Origin of the sequence: Dolichospermum sp. UHCC 0260, from assembly GCF_009711985.1 — a bacterium.
Lineage (GTDB): Bacteria > Cyanobacteriota > Cyanobacteriia > Cyanobacteriales > Nostocaceae > Dolichospermum > Dolichospermum lemmermannii.
In genome coordinates, this window is sequence record NZ_VIKZ01000001.1 from 62,011 (window position 1) to 85,284 (window position 23,274).

At 37.5% G+C, this 23,274-nt stretch carries 18 protein-coding genes; 12 read left to right on the forward strand and 6 right to left on the reverse strand.

Annotated features, from left to right (window positions below):
• From FJR08_RS00350 to FJR08_RS00360, 3 genes are all read left to right on the forward strand, one after another.
• Nucleotides 1–1,122 (forward strand): DegT/DnrJ/EryC1/StrS aminotransferase family protein, encoded by a 1,122-nt coding sequence (locus FJR08_RS00350; protein ID WP_015078120.1) that lies wholly within the window; start codon nt 1–3, stop codon nt 1,120–1,122.
• Nucleotides 1,123–1,230: 108 nt separating this feature from the next.
• Nucleotides 1,231–2,067, forward strand: a complete 837-nt coding sequence (locus FJR08_RS00355) for a sugar phosphate isomerase/epimerase (RefSeq protein WP_027401725.1) — start codon at nt 1,231–1,233, stop codon at nt 2,065–2,067.
• A gap of 37 nt (nt 2,068–2,104) precedes the next feature.
• A complete protein-coding gene (locus FJR08_RS00360) occupies nt 2,105–2,860 on the forward strand; it encodes an SDR family NAD(P)-dependent oxidoreductase (RefSeq protein WP_096667119.1) in 756 nt (251 codons plus the stop codon).
• A 404-nt stretch (nt 2,861–3,264) separates the two neighbouring features.
• Here the strand turns inward: FJR08_RS00360 and FJR08_RS00365 are convergent, their stop codons facing one another.
• The 3 genes from FJR08_RS00365 to FJR08_RS00375 all read right to left on the reverse strand — a co-directional run bounded on the left by FJR08_RS00365 (nt 3,265) and on the right by FJR08_RS00375 (nt 4,635).
• The gene (locus FJR08_RS00365) at nt 3,265–4,044 is read right to left on the reverse strand and encodes an HAD-IIB family hydrolase (protein ID WP_168631790.1); all 780 of its coding nucleotides are present in this window, start codon (nt 4,042–4,044) and stop codon (nt 3,265–3,267) included.
• Nucleotides 4,045–4,230: 186 nt separating this feature from the next.
• Nucleotides 4,231–4,461, reverse strand: coding sequence for a hypothetical protein (locus FJR08_RS00370; protein WP_168631757.1), 231 nt, complete (start codon nt 4,459–4,461; stop codon nt 4,231–4,233).
• Nucleotides 4,462–4,635: a hypothetical protein gene (locus FJR08_RS00375; protein WP_233467033.1), complete on the reverse strand. Its 174-nt coding sequence runs from the start codon at nt 4,633–4,635 to the stop codon at nt 4,462–4,464.
• Nucleotides 4,636–4,954: 319 nt separating this feature from the next.
• On the opposite strand from FJR08_RS00375, the gene FJR08_RS00380 reads away from it, so the two are divergent.
• Nucleotides 4,955–6,277, forward strand: a complete 1,323-nt coding sequence (locus FJR08_RS00380) for a hypothetical protein (protein WP_168631791.1) — start codon at nt 4,955–4,957, stop codon at nt 6,275–6,277.
• A gap of 25 nt (nt 6,278–6,302) precedes the next feature.
• On the opposite strand, the gene FJR08_RS00385 is transcribed toward FJR08_RS00380, so the two are convergent.
• Complete coding sequence (locus FJR08_RS00385; protein WP_168631792.1) at nt 6,303–6,911, reverse strand: Uma2 family endonuclease; 609 nt, start codon at nt 6,909–6,911, stop codon at nt 6,303–6,305.
• Between the two features lie 237 nt (nt 6,912–7,148).
• On the opposite strand from FJR08_RS00385, the gene FJR08_RS00390 reads away from it, so the two are divergent.
• Together FJR08_RS00390 and FJR08_RS00395 are read left to right on the forward strand one after the other, a co-directional pair.
• A complete protein-coding gene (locus FJR08_RS00390; protein ID WP_168631793.1) occupies nt 7,149–8,348 on the forward strand; it encodes a hypothetical protein in 1,200 nt (399 codons plus the stop codon).
• 8 nt (nt 8,349–8,356) lie between these two features.
• The gene (locus FJR08_RS00395; RefSeq protein ID WP_371415530.1) at nt 8,357–9,742 is read left to right on the forward strand and encodes a DUF2079 domain-containing protein; all 1,386 of its coding nucleotides are present in this window, start codon (nt 8,357–8,359) and stop codon (nt 9,740–9,742) included.
• Between the two features lie 22 nt (nt 9,743–9,764).
• On the opposite strand, the gene FJR08_RS00400 is transcribed toward FJR08_RS00395, so the two are convergent.
• Nucleotides 9,765–11,297 (reverse strand): glycosyltransferase family 39 protein, encoded by a 1,533-nt coding sequence (locus tag FJR08_RS00400; RefSeq protein WP_168631795.1) that lies wholly within the window; start codon nt 11,295–11,297, stop codon nt 9,765–9,767.
• A gap of 41 nt (nt 11,298–11,338) precedes the next feature.
• On the opposite strand from FJR08_RS00400, the gene FJR08_RS00405 reads away from it, so the two are divergent.
• The 4 genes from FJR08_RS00405 (at nt 11,339) to FJR08_RS00420 (ending at nt 14,379) form a co-directional block, all read left to right on the forward strand.
• Nucleotides 11,339–12,283: a glycosyltransferase family 2 protein gene (locus FJR08_RS00405; RefSeq protein WP_168631855.1), complete on the forward strand. Its 945-nt coding sequence runs from the start codon at nt 11,339–11,341 to the stop codon at nt 12,281–12,283.
• Between the two features lie 82 nt (nt 12,284–12,365).
• Nucleotides 12,366–12,734, forward strand: coding sequence for an EamA family transporter (locus tag FJR08_RS00410; protein ID WP_015078111.1), 369 nt, complete (start codon nt 12,366–12,368; stop codon nt 12,732–12,734).
• A 317-nt stretch (nt 12,735–13,051) separates the two neighbouring features.
• Nucleotides 13,052–13,999 (forward strand): polysaccharide deacetylase family protein, encoded by a 948-nt coding sequence (locus tag FJR08_RS00415; RefSeq protein ID WP_168631796.1) that lies wholly within the window; start codon nt 13,052–13,054, stop codon nt 13,997–13,999.
• 98 nt (nt 14,000–14,097) lie between these two features.
• Nucleotides 14,098–14,379, forward strand: coding sequence for a hypothetical protein (locus FJR08_RS00420; protein WP_168631797.1), 282 nt, complete (start codon nt 14,098–14,100; stop codon nt 14,377–14,379).
• A gap of 213 nt (nt 14,380–14,592) precedes the next feature.
• On the opposite strand, the gene gltB is transcribed toward FJR08_RS00420, so the two are convergent.
• The gene (gltB, locus tag FJR08_RS00425) at nt 14,593–19,290 is read right to left on the reverse strand and encodes a glutamate synthase large subunit (RefSeq protein WP_168631798.1); all 4,698 of its coding nucleotides are present in this window, start codon (nt 19,288–19,290) and stop codon (nt 14,593–14,595) included.
• A gap of 1,304 nt (nt 19,291–20,594) precedes the next feature.
• On the opposite strand from gltB, the gene FJR08_RS00430 reads away from it, so the two are divergent.
• Both FJR08_RS00430 and FJR08_RS00435 read left to right on the forward strand, forming a co-directional pair.
• Nucleotides 20,595–22,448, forward strand: a complete 1,854-nt coding sequence (locus tag FJR08_RS00430) for a phosphodiester glycosidase family protein (RefSeq protein ID WP_168631799.1) — start codon at nt 20,595–20,597, stop codon at nt 22,446–22,448.
• Between the two features lie 358 nt (nt 22,449–22,806).
• Entirely contained in the window at nt 22,807–23,223 is a 417-nt protein-coding gene (locus tag FJR08_RS00435) for a phosphomannose isomerase type II C-terminal cupin domain (protein WP_168631800.1), read from the forward strand.
• Nucleotides 23,224–23,274 lie beyond the last annotated feature (51 nt).

Below are 23,274 nucleotides of genomic sequence, written 5' to 3' on the forward strand. Positions count from 1 at the left end.
ATGTCACAACTATTAACCATTAATCAAATACCCTTCGTTAATCTTAAAAGTCAACACGCTGCCATAAAGTCTGAGTTACTAGCAGCAATGGGTGAAGTCCTTGATGATGGCAACTTTATTTTAGGCGAGCAAGTTGCAGAGTTTGAGCGTCAGTTTGCTCAATTGTGTGGCGTTCGTTATGCAGTTGGTGTTAATTCTGGGACAGATGCCTTAATTTTTGCACTCAAAGCACTTGGTATTCGTTCTGGTGATGAAGTTATTACTGTCCCTAATTCTTTCGTGGCTTCAGCTACCTGTATTCGCATACTTGGTGCTAAACCTGTATTCGTTGATGTGGGCGATGATTACAATATTGATCCAACTAAAATCGCCGCAGCTATTACTCCCAAAACAAAGGCAATTATCCCTGTACATCTGACGGGAAGACCTTGTAACATGAAACCAATTTTAGATATTGCCCAGGAAAATGGAATAGCTGTAGTGGAGGATGCCGCCCAATCTGTACTGGCTGAGTATCAAGGTCAACGAGTAGGTTCTTTGGGAATAGTGGGTTGTTTCAGTTTACACCCCCTGAAAAACTTAAATGCTTGTGGAGATGGAGGAGTAATAGTAACGGATGATTCCGAACTGTATGACCAGTTAAAAATTATGCGGAATATTGGTTTACGAACTCGTGATGACTGTGTGATGTGGTCTCATAATTCTCGCTTAGATACTCTACAAGCAGCTATTCTGTTAGTTAAATTGCGTTACCTCCAGGAATGGACACAGCAACGTCAAGAAAATGCTCACTATTACCAAAGTCAACTTGCGGGTATTCCTCAAATCATAATGCCATGGGAACGAGAGTGGGAAAAATGCGTTTACCACACCTTTGTTATTCAAGCTGAACGGCGTGATCAATTGCGTCAATTTTTGAGCGATCGCGGTATCGGTACAGCAATTCATTATCCAGTGCCAATTCATCTATCTACAGCAGGTAAAGAATTAAGCTATCCAGCAGGGAGTTTTCCTGTCGCAGAAATGCAAGCAAGCCGTATCCTGAGTTTACCTATTTATCCAGGACTAACCGTTCAGGAACTTGAGCAAGTTTGTGAAAACATTAAGTTATTCTATCAATAAATAAGCCTCAAATTTTCTTCACTTTTGACTTGCTGTTGTGCATTTTGAATGCACGACAGCTTACCCTCTAAGCTATACACATCATTTCTAAAATCCAAAATCTAAAATATGCTAAAGTCTAACATTAATTCACTAAATATTGGCTGTGCTGCTTGGGGCTGGAGAGAAGTGGAAATACCTGAATATTTCCACTGGATAGCTAACCAAGGCATTCGTTCAGTAGAAGTGAATGCTCATCCCCAAGCACCCAAACATCTTTTACATGATGGTGATGATCAAGCAGTATCTAAAATTGCTGATTGGGCTAAAGAAGCAGGAGTAGATATTATTTGTATAGCAGGAAGAAATAATTTTACACTCTCAGATGCAAATGAGTTAGAAACAGAAATTAAAAGAGTAGAGCGTTTTGTTGATAGTGCTGAAAAATTAGGGGCAAAATTTGTCAGATTATTGTCTGGTGATCACAGAAATGATTATATTCTCCCAGATGTTTTTCCTCTGTTGCATTATGCTTTTAATAAAATCGGTGATTACGCCGAAGAACGAGGAATTCAAATAACGATTGAAAATCATGGTGGACCAACTGCAACCGGACAAAGAGTGGCCAGAATGATGGAAGGTATTAAAAGTCCTGCTGTTGGTATTAACTATGATCCCGCTAATTTTTTGAATCAGGGAACTGATCCTTTGATGGCACTCCGCTATATTCTTCCTTGGGTAAATTATAGTCATTGGAAAGATGTGCAATGGGTTAATGATAGTCCTCAATTCTGTGCTTTTGGAGAGGGAGAAATTGTCTGGGAACCGATTATTAAAGAACTATTAAATGCAGGTTATCAGGGATATTGGGTGGTTGAATATGAAGAAACATCAGATGTTGAGCAGGGAACGAAAGAGAGTTTAAATAACTTGTCTCAAGTATTACAAAAATTTGCCGTTGTCTAAGTTTATTTCATTATTTTCATCAGGGGTTAGCAATTAAATGTCATTTTCTTTAGATGGTCATGTGGCCTTAGTTACAGGAAGTTCCGCTGGTTTAGGGAAAGCGATCGCTCTCAAATTGGGACAAGCAGGTGCTAAGGTAGCAATCAATTACAGCAATAACGAATCACGGGCTAAACAGGCTTTAGCTGAACTTGAACAACAAGGTTGCCAAGCTATTTTGGTTCGTGGGGATGTTACCCAAGAAGAAGATGTAGCAGCAATTTATGAAGCGATCGCCTCTCAACTGGGTGCAGTAGATATTTTGGTGTTAAATGCCACAGGAAACCAACCCCAGATCCCCTTTGAGGAATACACCTGGCAAGATTTCCAAACCATGCTGGATTTTTTTATCAAAAGTCCCTACTTATTAACTCGTATTTGTTTACCCTCCATGAAACAAAAACAATGGGGACGAATTATTAATATTAGTAGTGACGTTTGTTTCCGCTCAGTTAATAACTTCAGTGCTTACGTTACTGCCAAAAATGGACAACTGGGATTTACACGCAGCATGGCCACCGAATTAGCGCCTTTTGGTATTACAGTTAATGCAGTTGCTCCCGGTTGGATACCCGTAGAACGCCATGAAAACGTTCCTCAAGAAAAAAAAGACGCTTACCAAGTCAGAATTCCCATGCAGCAATGGGGTAATCCACAGGATATTACTGAAGCAGTGCTTTATTTCGCCAGTCATGAGTCCAGATTTGTTACAGGGCAATATTTATGTATTAACGGTGGCTTTACTCTTATGTAAATATGGTTAAGACTGATTGAGTTATAAACAATTCAGCTTTTTCAGGATTACACAAAAAATACCAAAAATATGGCGTTTCATAATTGCGGAATGTGGGATGTAATATATCAAACATTCTGACCCATGACTCTTGATTATTTAATAAGTGTTTTTAATACAGATAATATTCCTTTAGCATATTCATTTTCTGCTATTTGAAAATGTAATTTCCTAGCTTCGCTGGTTGCATTTCCAGGGGAAACGCATCTAAATTTTATTGACAAAATACCATTTTTGTGTATAAACGAAAGAATCGGTATTTATCGTTTGATGGATTTTTTCAGAGTCATCGTGATGGTTTAAATTATTGTCAATAAGTAGACGTTAATGCAAATTTTTGGGTCATTATTGAGATTAAATAGTCCTTATTGATAAGATGCGTTTCCCCTGGTTGCATTTCCAACTAAATAACCATGTCTAACAGTTTGCAGCATTTCAATATCATTACCACTTTCCCCAAAAGCTATGGAGTTTTGATAGCTTACATTTGTCTGCTGTAAAATAAAATTAACTATATGTTTTTTACCTGTCCCTGATGGGATAAAATCAACATCATAGCAATTGTTTGGATCTCCAGATAAAGGATTTGCTTGACTAATATTTACTTGAATACCAGCTTTTTTCACTAACTCTTTTATCTTCAAAATTGCCTGATTATCAATTAGATCATTTTGTTGATGGTAATAGTAATTTTTTAAAAAAGGACAATCTGCTATTTGAGGTTGTGGTGTCAAATGTATATTATCTAATTTTAGAAAACTAACTAAGTTATTAACTAAATTCTCAGAGAATCCAGTTTTCATAAGATTGTTTTCCCATATTTTATCTTTTTCAGCGTATTGGTTTTGATTGAAGTAGATTAGTTCAGTCCCTAAACTACTAGCAATAAAATGAGGTAATAATGTCAAACCACATTTATTTATTTTATCAAAAACTGAAGTTAAACTACTACCAGTAACCCAACCAAAAAAGATTTGTTTCTGATATGTTTCATTTAATAAATACTCCTCAAGTTCTTTGAGATCATTTTTATAATCCTCTCTATTTTGATGAGCAAGATAAGTTTCATCAAAATCTGTAAAAACAACGTATTTTGGTTCTGGGACAGAAGGTAACAGTTTTATATTATGTTTGCAATATTTCATATAATGCTTATATAGGACTCATATTTGATTTTTGAAAAACACCCGGTACACCTGAATCGCCTAGAATCCTTTTACCTCATGCCTTTTGCATCTTACCTACCTACGCAAATAATTTCAGGACTCAAATATTATTCCTATACATATTATTTTATTTTTTGTGAGATTCGGGCGAAAAGACTTTATATTTTACATCCTATTATAGCCCACATTCACTATAAACTTTCCTTTAGTCGTCTTGAGACGACTTTTGCTATTAGACATGGCTTCGCCACGCAAGCTATCAGAATTCATTGGGAGGCGGGTTAAATAAGAATGAAATAGTCCTGGGCAAACATGGGTTCTTGCGGCTAAACTCTTCTTTTCTTGATGCCCACATTTTGGACAAGTTTGAGATGGTTTTACCTGTTTCTGACCCATTTAGTTCTGTTGCTCAAAGTAAGAAACAGATTTACCAAACTTTTTAGATGAAGTAATGCGGTTGGATACAGCAGCGTTGTCCAAATCTTTGTGAAGTTGGCGGTGGTAGGACAACATTTCACTGACTTGTTTATTTGGATATAGTCGGAAAGTTGCTCTCCGTAATGCCATCATCAATCACCCCCTTGGTTTATCTATAGTATACTGCTATTATCTAATTCCATCACTGATATTCTCAATACAGACAAATGGTTGCTGAATCTGCTGACTTTGTCGAGAAATACATTGATAATTTGGCATAAATAAAATATAGTTGTCAAAAACTCAACTGTCCAAATAATTTCTTTCAACGTGTTGAAAATTAATTATCCAGACGTTTCGTTTTTGACTTGCTTACATCCCCACCATATCAGTACATTGAGGGTGGGGATGTAAGCAAAACAGTTAAAACTAACATTGTCATTATCTCAAAGTCAGAAAAAAGCATAAGCCTATGGTTAAAGCGCAAATGGCGATATCTACGCTCGTCGCAGCCATCGCCAAATTTATCTGGACAGATGATTTCTTATTTCCTGCGTCTATGTGGCTTGTGAGTCGCATATTTATTGGGACTGCTATGTTATTGATTGCCCCCAATTTACCAGCATTACAAGATGGGATTACGCCTCATTTTGGCTGGGGAATTTTTGATGCTTGGGATAGTGTCCATTATCGAGCAATTTCCACTGAAGGGTACGAATTTGTTGATGATGGCAAGCAACATAATTTGGCATTTTTCCCCCTATTTCCTGTCAGCATTTTTATCTTCATGAAATTTGGGTTTCCTTTTGAATTAGCTGGATTAATTATCAATAATTTAGCATTTCTAGGAACACTTTATTTTTTATATTCTTGGGTGAAAAAACAATGTGGTGTCAGCGCAGCCCATTGGACAATTTCTGTCATGGCTTACTGTCCTATGTCTCTATTTACGGGGGTAATTTATACAGAAGGATTGTATTTGTTATTGAGTACAATGGCTTTACGTGCCTTTGATCAAAAACAATATGTTTGGACAGCAATTTGTGGGGCAATGGCCACAGCAACACGTCCCACAGGTATGGCATTAATTCCCGCATTTTTAATTACTGCTTGGAAACAAAATAAACCATTAACTGCCTATATTGCAGGTTTATTATCTGCCACAGGGTTGTTAATATTTAGTGTCTATTGTAAATTGAATTTTAATGATTTTTTAGCCTTTATTGCTGCACAAAAAGGATGGCGGCCTTCCTTAGGTTTTGATTGGGAAGGTTGGTTAAATATGTTTATGCAAATTCCCTTTGGCAACAATTGGTATTTTGGTTGGGTTGAGAATGATGAAGGCGGGATTAAAGACTTTTGGTATCCGCTATTTTTTGGTTTAATTGTAATTAGTTCTTCTTGTTTATTCTATTGGCGAAAATATTTCAATCCATTGATATTCTATGCTGGTTATGCGATAATCATATTATCATTAATAATTGCCGATCAGGGATTAATCAATAATTTACTGAATGTATCTATGATATTAGGTAGTACCTACCTTTTATGGTATTTCCGTCAGCAACTAACTCCAGTTATGGTAGTTTATGGTTTTTGTGGTATTGGTTTACTTTTAGCCTCTGGTGGCACAATTTCTTTAAGTCGTCTTGGTTATGGAATTGTCCCTCTGAGTGCAGCTATTGGTATCTGCTTATCTCGTTATCCGCGTCAAGCTTATTTAGTTATGGGTTTGTTTATCACCTTACTTGGTAAATTGGCAATAGGTTTTGCTCAAGAAATTTGGGTAGGATAGGAGGAAATATTTAAAGTGGAGAATATCAAGATGTAGAATTTTCGACTGCGGATTTTATATGAGGAAATTTAACTTTATTATATAAATCTTGTAAGGAAATCTCAAAAGATACCGTTTCCAAAGATATGTTTTCATCTTCTTCATCATACTCACGCAAATTCCATCTTTTTTTCCCAGTTTTGGAAAATTGTTCTCCATGAATTCGGTTTTGATCAATTAACAGATATTCTTGAAAAGTGGGAATTGTCCTGTAAGCTGCAAATTTATCTTCTCTGTCATAACTTTTGGTAGATTTAGATAATACTTCTATAATTACCTGGGGATTTGTAATTGTATCTGTGCGATTATTGAAAAATTCTGGCTCATCTGCAATAATAATCACATCTGGATAAGTGTATATTAATCTTTGGGGTATCCATAGACGCATATCACTGTTAAAAACCTCATATTTGTCTTGTTGTTTAAAAGCAAAATTTAGTGCAGCAGAAAAATTACCTGTAATGCGGTTATGATTTATAGATGCACCAGCCATAGCAGTGATTTGTCCGTCAATGTATTCGCTTTTGTAGTCAGCAGTTGCTTCTAATTCCAGATATTCTTCTGGGGTGTAATATTGCTTTGCTATTAATTGCATATTTTTGAGCAGAAAGCGATGTTTGTTAGTTTAACATATCAGTAATAATTATTGATTAAGTTTTTATCTATTAAGTTTCTAATACTTTTCATCTGTTGCATCAGAGATTCAACCAAAGTATGGTAAATTTTAATACGTCAATAATAGTCCAACTTGTAAATAATCAATAATGGTACGGCATTTACTATTTCTCTTAAAATACAATTTACAAAGATAAAAGTATCATAATTAATAATCATGAATAATTCACACAAAACATTATTGAAGTCAATAAAAGATAAGTTTGATCATATATTAAACTCTTGCCAATTACCAATTCCCAGATATTTGTTAATTGGTATTATATTCGCCGTGACAATCAGATTGGTTTGTGTTCCCAATAAATCAGTAGATTATAAATATTTTTTAGATCCTTGGTATGATTTTATTGCATCTCATGGCGGATTTATTGCATTAAAATATGGTTTTGCTGATTATACACCTTCCTATCTTTACTGGCTTTTGATTGCTTCTACCCTGCTTTCTGGATTACCGAAAATTCTAGCAATCAAACTTTTTGCCATGACTGTTGACTTTATTTGTGCATTTTTAACTTATAAAATTGTCAAGCTGAAATATCCTGTGGGTAGAATGGCAAATTGGGCATTTTTAGCTGTTATATTAAGTCCCACTGTAATTTATAATAGTTCGCTTTGGGGACAATGTGACGTTATCTATACCACAGGATTAATTGCCTGTATTTACTTTTTATCTATTCACAAACAAATTCCCGCATTAATTAGTTTTGGTGTCGCACTTTCGTTTAAATTACAAGCGATGTTTTTAGCACCTTTATTATTAATCTTATTGATTAAAAAAAGAATATTTTGGTTTTATTTACCAATAATTCCTTTAGTATATATAGGGGCAATGTTGCCAGCTTGGATTGCTGGTAGACCAATCAAAGAATTGCTTTTAGTATATTTTGAACAATCTAATAAATATAAAGAACTGGCTAAAAATGTCCCTAATCTTTATCAATGGATTCCTAACGATTATTATAATATTGTTGTGCCAATAGGTTTACTGTTAACTGTAACTGCGATATTTTTGTTAGCATATCTTGTTTATAGAAGTAAATTAGAAATTACTCAGGACAGATTGATATATTTAGCGACAATATCAGTATTTCTCATGCCGTATTTATTACCCAAAATGCACGAAAGATATTTTTATCCTACAGATATTTTATCTATTATCTTTGCTTTTTACTTTCCCCAATATCGTTGGGTAGCAATATCAGTGCAACTGGCATCATTTGTTAGTTATTTGGGAACTCCTATATATATCCAATTGTTTTCTATTCCTTTAGGTTTTACACTTTGGTTTGTTGTGCGAAATTGTGATATGATTTACACCAAATCAAAAGCTGCTTTTTCGTTAAACATCAATAAATAAAAAGTTATATTGTGGAAAAATTATTAACTAAAAATAATATTAATGGAATTGTTGGCATTAGTGCCTTAATTTTATTCACAGCTAGTATTCTCCGACATGAATTATTTAATTCATCTGGAGATTTAGCCTTTTTTGATCAAACAGTTTACTTAATTAGTCAGGCAAAATTACCATTTTCCTCTGTACTTGGTTTTCATGTTTTGGCTGATCATGCTGCTTGGATTTTGTATCCTATAGCTTTACTATATAAAATCTATCCTAGTGTCTATTGGTTGTTTGTAGTTCAGTCTGTTGCTTTGTCTTTAGGTGCTTTTGTTACATATTTACTGGCACTACAAGCAGGTTTGAAAGAAAATCAAGCAATAGCAATGGTGGCTGTGTACCTACTTTATCCAGTGGTATATAACAGCAATTTGTGTGATTTTCACCCAGATACTCTTGCTGTTCCTGCACTTTTAACAGCAGTTTTAGCTGCAAGAACAAAAAAAATAGTTTGGTTTTGTGTAAGTGTTTTGATAGTGTTGGGATGTAAAGCGGTACTTTCCTTAACAGTAGTAGCTATGGGTGTTTGGTTACTATTATTTGAAAAGCGGCGTTTATATGGTGTAATCGCTATCATTAGTGGTATAGCATGGTTTTTAATTGCTAACAAAATTATCATCCCTTTTTTCGGCAGCGAAGCAACATTAGTCAACAGACATTTTTACCGTTATAGCTATTTAGGAAAATCATTTTCGGAAACATTACAAATTATCCTATATCAACCGCAACTTATTATTAGCAATATCTTATCATCTATAAATTTAGAATATTTATCTTTTTTATTAGTGCCTGTAATCTGGGGTTTAATACCCAAATACATGACATCATTAATAGGTGCAATTCCTTGTTTAGCATTAAATATACTTGCTGATCATCCTTCCCAGAAAAATGTAATCTTACATTATTCTTTACCAGTCATTCCATTTTTAATATTAGCATTAATTGCCAGTATTGCAGCAGATAAAGCATGGCTAAACCAAAAAAGAGCGATTCTTTTGTGGTCTTTAATTTGGTTTTTAATTTTAGGTAAATGGGGTTTCTTTATCTCCAAATATCTTAATTTTGTAGATAATTGGCAAGCTACCAAAGAAGCAATATCTTTAATTAAAACTCAAGATAGTGTTCTGACTACAGATGTAATTACTCCACATTTAACCCATAGGCAAGAGATTAGTTTTAAATATGATATTAATGAATTGAATAATTTTCATTATATATTGCTGAATACCCGTCATCCTGGTTGGGCAGCAACAGCAGAAGATTATGGTAATTTGGTCAAGGAATTAAAAAAGCGTTCTGATTTTAAGTTACAATATCAACGCGATGATGTTTATTTATTTACAAAGCAGTAAAAAATATGGCTGCTTGGTAAAATTAATTCGTAGCAATCAAGTTAAAACCCTTGGCTTCTCCTATGATTTTACTCTGCTTTAAATTCATTTTCTGCAAATTCTCATTATCCACCAACAAATAAGATTTATGAACAAACTTATCCTGTAAATCGGCAATAGATGCAGGAATAATTTTACAATCACTATAAAAGTCTAAACTAGGACGACTATCAGGAAAAGAAGTATAAATCTGTGTTCCTGGTGGCACATTATCCTTAATTAATGTTGCCACTGGGACAACAGGAAATTTTTCATTTAACTCCCAAATCCATGATTGAGAACTCATCAATAGTGCTAAAACTAAATACATTCCCGTCAATAAAACAGAAATAAATTGCCGATTATGCTGATTAATTAACCATGATGTTATTACCATAGTTATTGCTAAAATAATACTCATAACAATTAACAATGGCTGTTTATCAAACATAATGAAATAAACACAACCCGCTAAACCAACAATAATTAAAAATCCGAAAAATCCCGTCAAAAACTTACTTCTAAACTTCCCACCCTGCCAAATATAACTTAAATTAGCCCCAATTGCTAAAGCTAAAAATGGATATACTGGCATAATATACCAAGGTAATTTCGTTCCCATTAAAGAAACTATGGCAAAATAAACAATTGTGCCAATCAGAGTTAAACAACCCCAAGCAGTATCACGGTTTTTCCAACTTAAATATAAACCTCCTGGCAAAAACAATAACCAGGGAAAACCATATTTTATGACTTCAAGTAAATAATACCAAACAGGACCAGTATTCCCTTCCACAGCTTTTCCCAGTCTATCAAAAGCTTGAGATTGAAAATGCACTTCTAAGAAAATATTGCCATAATGTTGCCATTGGGCAAAATACCAAGCAATAGCAGGTGCATTCCCTAACAGCATTCCTATCCATAAAAATGGATTTTTTAATAAAGCTAATTGTTTATTAGCAATAATAAATAAACCTGCTATTCCTGCCAAAACTACCACTAACATTCCCTTTGTGAGAGTAATTAAACCCAAACAAAACCCGATACCAAGAGCATATTTTTTATCATGACGCGCTTTGAGAACACAAAATAATAATAATAAGAAAAAGGAAATAGTCATCCCATCTAACATTGCCAATCTACCATGACGGACAACAGGCAATAATGTTAAATAAACCAAAGCTGAAAATAAAGCTGGTAAATTTTCTCTAAAAGCCAAACGTCCAATTAAGTAAAGTAAAGGAACTCCTAAAGCTGTTAAAAATGCTCCCGGAAATCTGGTCGTAAACTCCTGCACTCCTCCTATGTGATAGCAAATAGCAATTAACCATTGCATTAAAGGTGGTTTTAATAAAAAAGGATCTCCTTGTATAGTAGGATAAAGCCAGTTACCAGTGTGGTAAATTTCTCTAGCGACTATAGCATAAGTGCCTTCATCCCAATCTCGTAAAGGTAAATTACCTAAACCTATCAGCCATAAAATTAAAGATGCCAAAAGTAAGCCGAAAAAGTATTCTTTTTGTGAGAATGAACGCATTATTATTAAATGTTAAATAAACTTAATTATTAATTATGATGATGAATCAGCCTATCTACTCCCTAATTATCCCCATTTATAACGAAGAAGAAAACATCAATGAGATGTATCGTAGGTTACATCATGTCATGGAACAGTTAGACGGAGATGTTGAACTAATTTTAATTGATGATGGTAGCCGCGATCGCTCTTTAAAGATGATGCGCGAATTACATCATCGTGATAATCGAGTCCATTACCTCAGTCTAGCCCGGAATTTTGGGCATCAAATCGCCGTTACCGCTGGTTTGAACTTTGTCCAAGGCAAATGTATCATTGTTATGGATGCCGATCTCCAAGATCCACCAGAACTAATTTTAACAATGCTCGAAAAATGGCATCAAGGATATCAAGTAGTATATGCTCAAAGAATATCTCGTCAACAAGAAAGCCGACTAAAACGCTTGACAGCATATCTTTTTTATCGCATTCTTCGACGCTTGGCTAAAGTTGATATTCCTGTGGATACAGGAGATTTTTGCTTAATGGATAGACAAGTAGTAGATATATTGAATTCTATGCCTGAACGCAATCGCTACATTCGCGGTTTACGTGCTTGGGTAGGTTTTCGACAAACCTCTGTACTTTTTGAAAGAAACCCTCGCTTTGCAGGAGATGTAAAATATACCTTTGGTAAATCTTTATCTTTAGCAATTGATGGTATTATCTCTTTTTCCACAGTTCCTTTACGACTAGCAACCTACTTAGGGATTATCTCCGCTGCGATCGCTATGATTATGATAATATTAGTGCTTTATTGGCGAATCTTTGCCCCAGTATCTCACTTAATTGGTTACACATTAATTACAATTTCCATGTTTTTCTTAGGTTCAGTTCAATTAATTTGTATTGGGATTTTAGGTGAATACATTGGCCGAATATACGAAGAAGTAAAAGGTCGTCCTCTTTATACATTAAAGGAAACTGGAGGGTTTACAAAAACCTGAAAATAAAAATCTGGTTTGATTTTGAGGCAAAGGTATGGCACCAAAGCATAATATTCAATCAATAAAGTTAAGGTAATATTCAGTGTCAATACCAGAATTTATTTTACTGTTAATCTCCGTCCTCATCAGTGTAGCAGGACAATTTTCTTTAAAAATGGGAGCAATCAAATTAGGTAAAGTGCATGGAGGGAATATTATTAGTCTTATTCTCAACATGATCACCATCCCGGAACTTTTATTAGGATTAACCTGTTATGGTATTGGTGCAGTAGCCTATATCTTACTACTAACCAGAGTCAATCTGAGTGTTGCTGCACCAGCCGTATCAGTTGGTTATATATTTTCTGTATTCCTGGGGTACTTTATTTTGAAAGAACCTATTTCTTTAACCCGTGTTTTTGGATTAGGTTTGATTGTCACTGGGGTGATATTAGTAGTTTGGAAAAAATAAACTCAAGACAAAATAAACTAACATTGAAAAGTCATCAATCGGTGATAAAAATATCTCCGCTCAAGGCTAGAATAGTAGCTAACGTAACTACCAAATATCATTCACAAGTGAGAAACTATATTCAGTTAATTATCATCTAACTACTCATGACATTGAGGAAAAAATAACTTTTTCTTTAATAGTAAATCATGAGTCCAAGCAACACAATATACGTGAATACCTAAATACATCCTCAATTTTTAGAAAAATGTGTTATAACCTACCGTCAGAGCCATCACTACCATCATTGGTTGCTCACCCCTTGAAGGAGTTACACTGTGGAAAATAATAAGTCATTTTTGGGAACGCAGGGAATATTAATTGGATTAATTGGACTAACTGGTACTTTAAGCATTGCTTTGATGATTCTATTCAAAGCGAAAATCTCTGATGCTCAAAACCAAAACGTCATTGTTAAAAATAAAGATATTGCTGCTAATGTCAAAACTCAGCAGCGGTTAGAGGAATTTAAAACAGAAATGCTCACCAGTTGGCAACAAGAAGCACAAGCCAAAGGGTTTTCTACTGATGTACCACCTAAATTTCAAGGGATTGTAATTAGCGAAGCTAAACTTCCTCCAGAAAAAAAAGTTATTGCCTTAACGTTTGATGATGGTCCTTGGCCTAGTAGTACCGCAAAAGTATTAGATATTCTCAAAAAAAATAATATCAAAGGTACATTTTTCGTTGTTGGCCAAAATGTCAAGAATTATCCTGACTTAACAAAACGGGTAGTTGCAGAAGGTCATATTATTGCTAACCATACCTGGCATCATTGGTATCATCACATGAATGCCCAGGCAGCAGCTTACGAAGTTGCTAATACAACAGACATAATTTATAAGACTACTGGTATAAAAACCAGTCTGTTTCGTCCACCAGGAGGAAACATGAGGAATGGAGTAGCGGCTTATGCTAAAAGTAATAAATATGCTGTTATTATGTGGTCGTCTGATTCTATGGACTATTCACGTCCGGGTGTGCCAAGACTAATTAATAACATATTTAGGGAAGCTAAACCAGGGGGTATTGTGTTAATGCACGATGGTGGTGGCGATCGCTCTCACACTGTCAAAGCCTTACCAGAAATCATTAGCAAGTTCCGTAAACAGGGTTATGAATTTGTCACTGTTCCCGAACTGTTAGAAATGCAAGATCAATATCCACACTTAGTTGCTCAGAATAAAACAAAATCTCAAAAACCTCAAAAACCCAAGAAGCCTTAAAGAATGTCTGAATCAGGATACCCACCGATTAAAGGATGAAGAGGATAAATACAGAAAAGGTCTGATTCAGGATAACCACCGATTAAAGAATAAACAGAATGAATACAAACAAAGTATTTAAGAGGTTGTTTGAAAAGTATTATATCAAACCAGTAATCTCCAAAAACCTAACCCCCCCTACCCCCCTTCCCTGCAAGGGAATGGGGGTTTTAAAGCCTCTCCCCTGCAAGGGGAGAGGTTTGGAGAGGGGTCAGTCTATACATTCAAAACTTTTCAAACACCCTCTAATTAAATTCTGTAAATCCTTAAATCCTGTAAATCCTGATTCAGACAAAAAAGAATTAAAGAATAAACAGGATGAATACAAACAAAGTATTTAATTAAATCCTGTAAATCCTTAAATCCTGTAAATCCTGATTCAGACAAAAAAGATTAAAGAATAAACAGAATGAATACAAACAAAGTATTTCATTAAATCCTGTAAATCCTTAAATCCTGCAAATCCTGATTCAGACAAAAAAGAATTAAAGAATAAACAGGATAAATACAAACAAAGTATTTCATTAAATCCTGTAAATCCTGATTCTGATAAATTACACAGAACTTAACTGTTTTTCCTCAGTTTTTGCTTCGGGACTATCAGCTTCAGAAGGTGGTACTAATTGCCAGAACTTAGGTAAATATTCTGCCCAATTGGCGATAATTTCCTGGGCTTTAGGTGAACCAGTGCGACGCTCGTGAGTTTTAATGAGATCATACAATTGTTGTCTGCCCACATCACTTACAACTCGTTGCACCTTGACAATGGCATGATTAACTAAATCAGGGAAATTACCAGTTTCATCCAAGAAATAAGCTAATCCGCCAGTCATTCCTGCACCCACGTTGCGGCCAACCTTACCCAGAACAACAATCACACCACCAGTCATATACTCGCAGCAATGATCACCAGCCCCTTCAATCACGGCTGTACCTTTAGAGTTCCGCACCGCAAACCGTTCTCCAGCTAAACCATTGGCAAATAACGCCCCACCTGTCGCCCCATAAAGGCAGGTATTCCCCACAATCACGTTTTCTGCTGGGTCATAAGTGGCATTTGCTGGGGGCTGAATAATAATTTCCCCACCGTTCATTCCCTTCCCTACATAGTCGTTAGCTTCCCCTACCAGGTTGAGAATCACACCATCGAGGTTAAATGCGCCGAAGCTTTGCCCCACACTTCCTTGGAAATTCAGGTTTATTTGCCCTGTAAAGCCGTTGTCACCATGTCGAGATGCGATCGCTCCCGTTAACCTTGTACCGACGGTTCTATCGGTATTGACGACGGTAACGGTTTTACTAACTGTGCCATTTCTCTTAATTGCCGTTTGAATATCTGCATCTGCTAGTAACTGATCATCCAACACTGGTCCATTGCTGTGAACTTCTTCATGTACTAACCAACTACGATTAGTTTTTGTGTCTGGTAGTTTAGTTAAACAATCCAAATTCAAAGCTTGGGTTTTATTCAGTTTGACTTCAGAACGCACCGTTAATAAATCAGCGCGGCCAATTACTTCTGATAAAGAACGATATCCCAATTTAGCCAACAGACTCCGCACTTCTTCCGCAATGAAGTAGAAGAAGTTGACAACGTGTTCAGGAATGCCGGTAAACCGTTTCCGCATTTCTTCCTTCTGAGAAGCTATACCCACAGGACAATTATTAGTGTGGCAAATCCGCGCCATAATGCAGCCTTCCGCAATCATGGCTATCGAACCAAACCCAAACTCCTCCGCCCCCATTAACGCCCCAATCAGGACATCCCAGCCGCTTTTCAGACCACCATCTACACGCAAGATGACGCGATCGCGCAAACTGTTTTCCATCAAAACCCGATGTACTTCTGTTAAACCCAGTTCCCAGGGACTACCTGCGTGTTTAATCGAAGAAAGCGGTGATGCACCAGTACCACCATCATGACCGGAAATTTGGATAATATCGGCGTTAGCTTTAGCCACACCTGCTGCAATTGTCCCAATTCCAATTTCTGCGACCAATTTCACCGAAACTTGGGCTTTCGGGTTAATTTGGTGCAAGTCAAAAATCAACTGGGCTAAGTCTTCAATGGAATAAATATCATGGTGTGGTGGTGGAGAAATCAAAGTTACACCGGGCTTAGAACGGCGCAACATCGCAATATAGGGGCTTACCTTGGGTCCGGGTAACTGTCCACCTTCTCCTGGTTTTGCACCTTGGGCAATTTTGATTTCCAGTTGTTGGGCTGTAGCTAAGTATTGGGGAGTAACGCCGAACCGTCCCGATGCAATTTGTCTAATGGCACTTGCAGCCGTGTCACCATTTTTTAACCCATTGAGATGAGGAAGCGTCGCAGATTTACCAGCCGTATCCACATCATTTAAAACATTGTAACGAACCGGATCTTCTCCACCTTCACCAGAATTAGATTTACCACCAATGCGATTCATGGCGATCGCTAAAGTTTCATGTGCTTCTCGTGATAACGCCCCTAAAGACATCCCACCTGTACAGAAACGTTTAACAATATCATTAATTGACTCTACCGAATCTATTGGAATTGATGAGCGCTCGCTGTGGAAGTCTAGCAAATCACGCAACGCCGTCACCGGACGATTATGCAGATGTTGTTTATAAACATCATAATGGTCATACTGCTTACCATTGACAGCCTTATGCAGCGACTTCGCTAATTCTGGGCTATTCATGTGGTATTCACCACCGGGACGGTATTGCACAAAACCTAAGTTTTCCAACTTCTTCGCCGTCAATTCTGGGAAAGCCTTACTGTGGAAAGATAGCACCTCTTGTGCCAACTCACTCACACTTAAACCACCAATGCGGGAAGTTGTTCCTCGGAAACCCAAAGCCAACAAATCACCACCAATCCCAATAGCTTCAAATATTTGCGCCGCTTGATAACTGGAAAGTAGGGAAATTCCCATCTTAGAAAGGATTTTCAGCAAACCCGATTCTATAGCTTTGCGATAATTTTCTCTGGCTTGGTTTAAAGTCAAAGTGGCAATTTTGCCCCTAGTCATAAACTGCTGAGTTTTAGGTTCATGCCACCAAGCAGTTACAGTATCTAAAGCCATGTAAGCACAAACTGCACCCGCACCATAACCCAACAAACAAGCAAAATGATGGGTACTCCAACATTGGGCTGTATCTACAATTAAGGATGTTTTCATCCGTAACCCTTCACGGATTAAGTGATGATGAACCGCACCAATGGCTAATAAAGGGGGAATATAGGTATATTCAGCAGCCAAGCCTGTACCTGTTCTGTCGCTTAATATGAGCATCTTCGCACCAGCCCGTACCGATTCCGCAGCTTGTTTTTGCAAAGATTCCACAGCCGTTTTTAAACCATTTGGGCCTGTGGCTATGGGGAATAAAGTTGACAATTCAGCCGTTGCAAATCCTGACAACTTAATAGTTTCCAACTCTGTTTGAGTCAGTACAGGAGACTCCAACTTGAGTCTGCGGGCGTATTCTGGCTTGGGTTCTAATAAATTCCCCTTTTCACCCAATTCCACCGTCAGAGACATCACCAACTTTTCCCGTAAAGGGTCAATTGCTGGATTGGTAACTTGAGCAAATCGCTGTTTAAAATAGTCATACAGCAAATGGGATTTTTCTGACAATACCGCTAAAGGAATATCATCTCCCATACAGAAAGTTGCTTCCGCACCAGTGCTGGCCATGGGGTGAATCACCATTTCCACATCTTCTATGGTGTAGCCAAAGGCAATTTGCTGTTGTAATAAAACTTGGGGATCAATTTTGTCAGTGGTCAGTTGTTCGTTGTTCGTTGACAAATGCCCATTACCATTACCATTACCGTTACCATTGCCATTAACTACAGACTGACCCTTCACTAATTTACTCAATTCTTGGCGATGCTGTTGCAACCATTCCCCATAGGGATGCTGTTTAGCAATGCGCTGTTTAATTTCCCAGTTCTTGAGGATTTCTTGGGTGTTTAAATCCACCGCAATCATTTGTCCTGGACCGAGTCTACCTTTTTCGAGAATGTTTTCTTCTGGGAAATCTACAACTCCAGCTTCGGAGGCAACAACAATATAATCATCTTTGGTAATGACATAACGCGCAGGTCTTAAACCATTACGATCTAATGTCGCTCCAACTTTTTTACCATCGCTAAATACTAACAGCGCAGGTCCATCCCATGCTTCTTGCAACCCGCTGTAATATTCATAAAAATCCACAATTTCGGGATATTCAGCCAAGGAAGGTTGATTTTTGTACGCTTCAGGAACCATCATCATTAACCCTTCTAAGGGGCTGCGTCCCGAACGCACCAATAACTCTAGTACATTGTCTAAAGTAGCGGAATCGCTATTATTAACGTTTACCAATGGCTTGAGTTCGTCAAACCTATCTTCCCAAATCGGATGACTAAGGGTAGCTTCCCGTGCCATCATCCAATTAATATTCCCCAATAGGGTATTAATTTCTCCATTGTGACCTAATAGCCGCATGGGTTGGGCTAAAGGCCATTTAGGCATGGTATTGGTACTAAATCGGCGATGATATACCGCAAATGCCACTTTAAAAGCCGGATTTTTTAAATCTTCGTAAAAATCCCCCAAGACAGCGGAACGCACCATGCCTTTATAAACAATTGTCCGGCTAGACAAGGAACAGATGTAGAAATCCTCAGAAATTCTTCTTCCCGCTTGCATAATGCGTTTACTGGCAATATACAATTCTCTTTCTAGTTCATCACCGCTTTTATCAGCACAATAAATGATCACCTGTTCTATTTGGGGTTGATTTTCTTTTGCTTGCACCCCTAATACTTCTGGACACACTGGAACTACTCGCCAGCCCAGTATATTTAATTTTTCTTCTGCTGCGATTTGCTCAAATGCAGTTTTAGCAGCTTTGGCGGCTGTTGCGTCTTGGGGAAAAAATATCATCCCCACAGCCATATTACTCAGATGAGAAAAATCAATTGCATTACTATTTTCCTGTGCTAATAATTCCCAAGGAATCGCTGTTAATATCCCCGCACCATCACCAGAATCTTGGTCAGCACTACAACCACCTCTATGTTCTAAGCAAGTTAAAGCAGTTAAGGCTTTAGCCAGAATTTCATGACTGGCAATATTTTGACGATGGGTAATAAACCCGACTCCACAAGCATCCCTTTCTTCTACTAGCCACTTTTGTCCTGGATATGTATCTGGAAAATTAGTATCTGACACTGTAATTTGCTGACCCTGATTTGATGGTTGATGATTCATACTCTATTCCTGAAATGTTGAGGTACAGATGTTGTTATTACTGCTTAGAGGGAAATTTTCTCAGTTTTGGCACTGGATAAAAAATACATAATTACCAAAGTTTAGGGATAACAATTTTAGCTTGACATTTAGTCGAAGCTGTGCTACCAATGCCTATTTATTTTTTATTTGTTTATGCACTGTTAAAAAACTACCTTAATCCAGAAGAACCTGTAAATTCAATCGTTTTGAAGTTTGCAGTTTTTTTGCTGATGGCTTACACCATACTTGCTTATTCCTATTCTTGGCTGATACTGATAGTTCACCAAAATTAGTCTATTTTCACTATATGCCCATTTGACAATTCCTAAAATATATCTGTTTTTTCCTGTATTTTGGCTGTTTATTCCTTGGCAACCACAGGAACTTTAGATTTTAGATTCAAACCCCAAAATCCAAAATTTTAGATATGAGGATAGGGTGTGCGAATTTCACCTTTAACCCCTAACAGTATCATAGCAGTCTCTAAGTGATTTGTATTATTTAAAACAATTTTAGCTAGTATTTTTAGCACGATAATTGTTTGCTACTCTGAACAAGAGACAAAGACCCAAAATAAATATTATCACGGTTATTTCTAAAAAAGATAATTATTTTTTAAATTTTCTGATAAATTTTCGTTAGAGGATGTTTGAAAAGTTTATGGCGAATATAATTCGCTACTACACAAACGAAGTCCACCTATTCCTGCGGTCTCCTAAGGGATACGTGGACTAATGAAAAATCAAGGTTTTTAACCCACGAAGGTGGGTTTTGCCTGCGTAGCCGCGATTTCTAATCGCTGGGTTTTGCATAATCACGTTCCCAAATACCGAGTCATTGACACTCTCAGAGGCTTTAGCTGCTGAGATTCTGCTGACAGATTGAGATTAGGGAGTACCCAAAGTCTAATTCTCGCTGCGTTCGTCAAACAACGCCTACTTAGTTACTCTAAGTCCAGCTTAGGTTTCTAGCTACTTTTATCATTTTGGTGCTTTCAGAGGCCATCACTCAGCCAAGATCCGGTACGCTCCACAACCTGCCATTAATCGCTCTTTCTCGTCCTACTGCCGTTAGGACTTAAACCTAACCGTTGTTTCACGGGAGCCGGGATTTCTCCGATACTAGGATGTTTCAACACGTAGATAGTTATTCCTACTCACAATCTCATTTTAGCATAAAATACCACTGCGGTTAAAACCGCTCGTGTCCCGGCTGGTGAGCTGCGTCGAACCATCCCTCTCAGGGAGCCAAGCCACTGAGTTTCCCGCTTACCGCGAGGTTTTATGATTCTGAAAATACTCAATTCTGTGTTACCGCTACTGTCAACAGCGCTGTGTTTGACTGCTACTTATAGGGTATTTGCTGAAAATACTCCTAGTTTACCAACTCCCGTTCCCAGTGCCGTTAGTGCTGGTAATCAAATTATTCTCAATGGACGCACCTTACCAGGAGCATGGTTACAACCAACAGCAACCACCGTTAAAGGACAAACTTATCTGAGTGATGGCGCAGTTAAGCAATTAATGGGGATAGATTTACTCAATAGTAGTAATCCTGGCAAACAACCAGTACAGTGGTTTTCTGGCTTGACAAATCCCCCCATTCTCAATACCAATCTCAGCGAAGGATATCGCTATTTAGATATTACTCAATTAGCCCAAATAGCTAAATGGCAAATCCAAGCTAATGGTAGCACTTTAGTAATTTCTACTCCCCCTTCTCAACTGAAAAATATCCGTCTTGGTAAACAACCAAAAGGAGATAGAGTTGTCCTCGATTTAGATATAGCGACCCCTTGGCAAATTCGACAAGAATTACCAGTTAAAAAAGTAGTAGATCCTGATGAGATTATCCCTAAATCTACCACACCACCCAATCGAGAATGGACTCTCACCCTAGATGGTACTGCTGATCCGGCTTTAATACAACGCTATAACTCTCAACCCACTACACCGCCTATTCCCGCATCAATAATTCAAAAAGTGGAAGTGGTGAATAATCAAACAATTGTGCGTTTGAGTGTTCCCTTTGGTCAGTCTCTACAAGTTAGCACTATTCCCCAACCAAATCGCTTAGTTATTGATATTCAACCTGATGCCATGGTAGAAAAAACTATTGCTTGGGCGCAGGGATTACAATGGCGACAGCAGTTGGTAACTTTAGGAACAGATCGCTTTCCTGTGGTTTGGTTAGATATTAACCCTCGTGCTATAGGATTAAGCATTAAGCCTATATTAACTAATCCGCAAACATTAACTGGGACTGCCCCTTTGTTGCTAACTGCTCAAAATTACTTAGCAGTAGCCGCAATTAATGGTGGTTATTTTAACCGCAATAATAAATTACCTTTAGGGGCAATTCGGCGAGATAATCAATGGATATCCGGTCCAATTCTCAACCGGGGAGCGATCGCTTGGAATAATAACGGACAATTCTATTTTGGTCGGCTGACCCTCACAGAAACCTTAATTACCAACAATAATCAACGTTTACCCATTTCCTTACTTAATACTGGCTATGTCCAACGCGGTATTGCTCGTTATACTCCAGTATGGGGAAATACTTATACACCTTTAGCTGATAATGAAATTATCGTAGTTGTGGAAAACAATCAAGTAATTAATCAGTTAGCAGGTGATAAAAGTGGTATAACTGCTATTCCCATTCCCCAAAATGGTTATCTCCTCATCTTCCGCAATCAGACACCACAATTACCCATGGGGACAAAAGTTTCCCTGACCAGCAACACCACCACACCTGAATTTAGTCGCTACCCCCACATTATGGGTGCAGGTCCCCTATTAGTCCAAAATCGGCAAATAGTCCTGGACGGACCAGCAGAAACATTCAGCCCTGCTTTTATGAAAGGTCAAGCAGTTCGTAGCAGTATTTGTACTACCTCCAGAGGTAATCTGATGATTGCTGCTGTACATAATCGGGCTGGTGGTGGTGGTCCAACCTTGGAGGAACAAGCAAAATTAATGCAAACAATGGGTTGTATCAATGCTTTAAATTTAGATGGTGGTAGTTCTACCAGTCTTTATTTAGGCGGTCAGTTACTTGACCGTTCCCCCAATACAGCAGCCCGTGTTCACAATGGGATTGGGCTTTTTATATCACCAAAAGCTCCTAAGTAGGTTAGCATTGAAAATCGTCGTTATGGCAAGAGGCAAGAGGCAAGAGGCAAGAGGCAAGAGGGTTTGGGCGATTTTACTTTTCGTTACATATTACTCTTCGAGAAGCCGCTTCGCGTCTACGGTTTTTTTCCGTTCACCTACTTACAAGAGATAAAATCCAAATTACATATTTAACAGTTTTGTGTAATTCCCTAATTTTTTTGATGAAGACTTTGTGTGGACAGATTAGTTTCCGCCAGGGACTTTACCAGTCAAGGGTGAGTTTTGCTATCTTGATCAAAGTGGCTAAATCTGGCCCCCTTTTCCATCAACTGTTCCCACTAAAAACAGGTTTGTTATGTCTCCAATTGAGGTAACTATGGCTAAATTATCAGAAACTGCCCCAAATACTCTCACTCTGCAACCAACAATTAATTCTAGAAGTATTGCTGCTGGTGAATTACGTCCGTGGGGTTCGTTCACAGTCTTGGAAGAAGGGCGTGGATATAAAATTAAGCGAATTGAAGTCAAGCCCGGACATCGCCTCAGTTTACAAATGCACCACCACCGCAGTGAACACTGGATTGTTGTTTCCGGTACAGCTAAGGTAGTTTGTGGCGACAAAGAAATTTTACTAGGCAATAATCAATCTACTTATGTTCCCCAATGTACAACTCATCGGTTAGAAAATCCCGGTGTAATTCCCTTAATTTTGATTGAAGTCCAAAATGGCGAATATCTCGGAGAAGATGATATTATTCGCTATCAAGATGATTATGCCCGTTCGGACAAATAGGCAAGGGAGCAGGGGGAGAGAAATATTCTTTGACAACTGACCACTGTACGG

Excerpts from the sequence above, each read along its gene's own strand:
- FJR08_RS00350 (WP_015078120.1), top strand. The coding sequence starts at position 1 with ATGTCACAACTATTAACCATTAATCAAATACCCTTCGTTAATCTTAAA.
- FJR08_RS00435 (WP_168631800.1), top strand. The coding sequence starts at position 22,807 with ATGGCTAAATTATCAGAAACTGCCCCAAATACTCTCACTCTGCAACCA.
- FJR08_RS00365 (WP_168631790.1), bottom strand. The coding sequence starts at position 4,044 with ATGAAATATTGCAAACATAATATAAAACTGTTACCTTCTGTCCCAGAA.
- FJR08_RS00420 (WP_168631797.1), top strand. The coding sequence starts at position 14,098 with ATGAATACAAACAAAGTATTTAAGAGGTTGTTTGAAAAGTATTATATC.
- FJR08_RS00355 (WP_027401725.1), top strand. The coding sequence starts at position 1,231 with ATGCTAAAGTCTAACATTAATTCACTAAATATTGGCTGTGCTGCTTGG.
- FJR08_RS00370 (WP_168631757.1), bottom strand. The coding sequence starts at position 4,461 with ATGGGTCAGAAACAGGTAAAACCATCTCAAACTTGTCCAAAATGTGGG.
- FJR08_RS00380 (WP_168631791.1), top strand. The coding sequence starts at position 4,955 with ATGGTTAAAGCGCAAATGGCGATATCTACGCTCGTCGCAGCCATCGCC.
- FJR08_RS00375 (WP_233467033.1), bottom strand. The coding sequence starts at position 4,635 with ATGATGGCATTACGGAGAGCAACTTTCCGACTATATCCAAATAAACAA.
- FJR08_RS00385 (WP_168631792.1), bottom strand. The coding sequence starts at position 6,911 with ATGCAATTAATAGCAAAGCAATATTACACCCCAGAAGAATATCTGGAA.
- FJR08_RS00400 (WP_168631795.1), bottom strand. The coding sequence starts at position 11,297 with ATGCGTTCATTCTCACAAAAAGAATACTTTTTCGGCTTACTTTTGGCA.
- FJR08_RS00430 (WP_168631799.1), top strand. The coding sequence starts at position 20,595 with ATGATTCTGAAAATACTCAATTCTGTGTTACCGCTACTGTCAACAGCG.
- FJR08_RS00405 (WP_168631855.1), top strand. The coding sequence starts at position 11,339 with ATGAATCAGCCTATCTACTCCCTAATTATCCCCATTTATAACGAAGAA.
- gltB (WP_168631798.1), bottom strand. The coding sequence starts at position 19,290 with ATGAATCATCAACCATCAAATCAGGGTCAGCAAATTACAGTGTCAGAT.
- FJR08_RS00390 (WP_168631793.1), top strand. The coding sequence starts at position 7,149 with ATGAATAATTCACACAAAACATTATTGAAGTCAATAAAAGATAAGTTT.
- FJR08_RS00360 (WP_096667119.1), top strand. The coding sequence starts at position 2,105 with ATGTCATTTTCTTTAGATGGTCATGTGGCCTTAGTTACAGGAAGTTCC.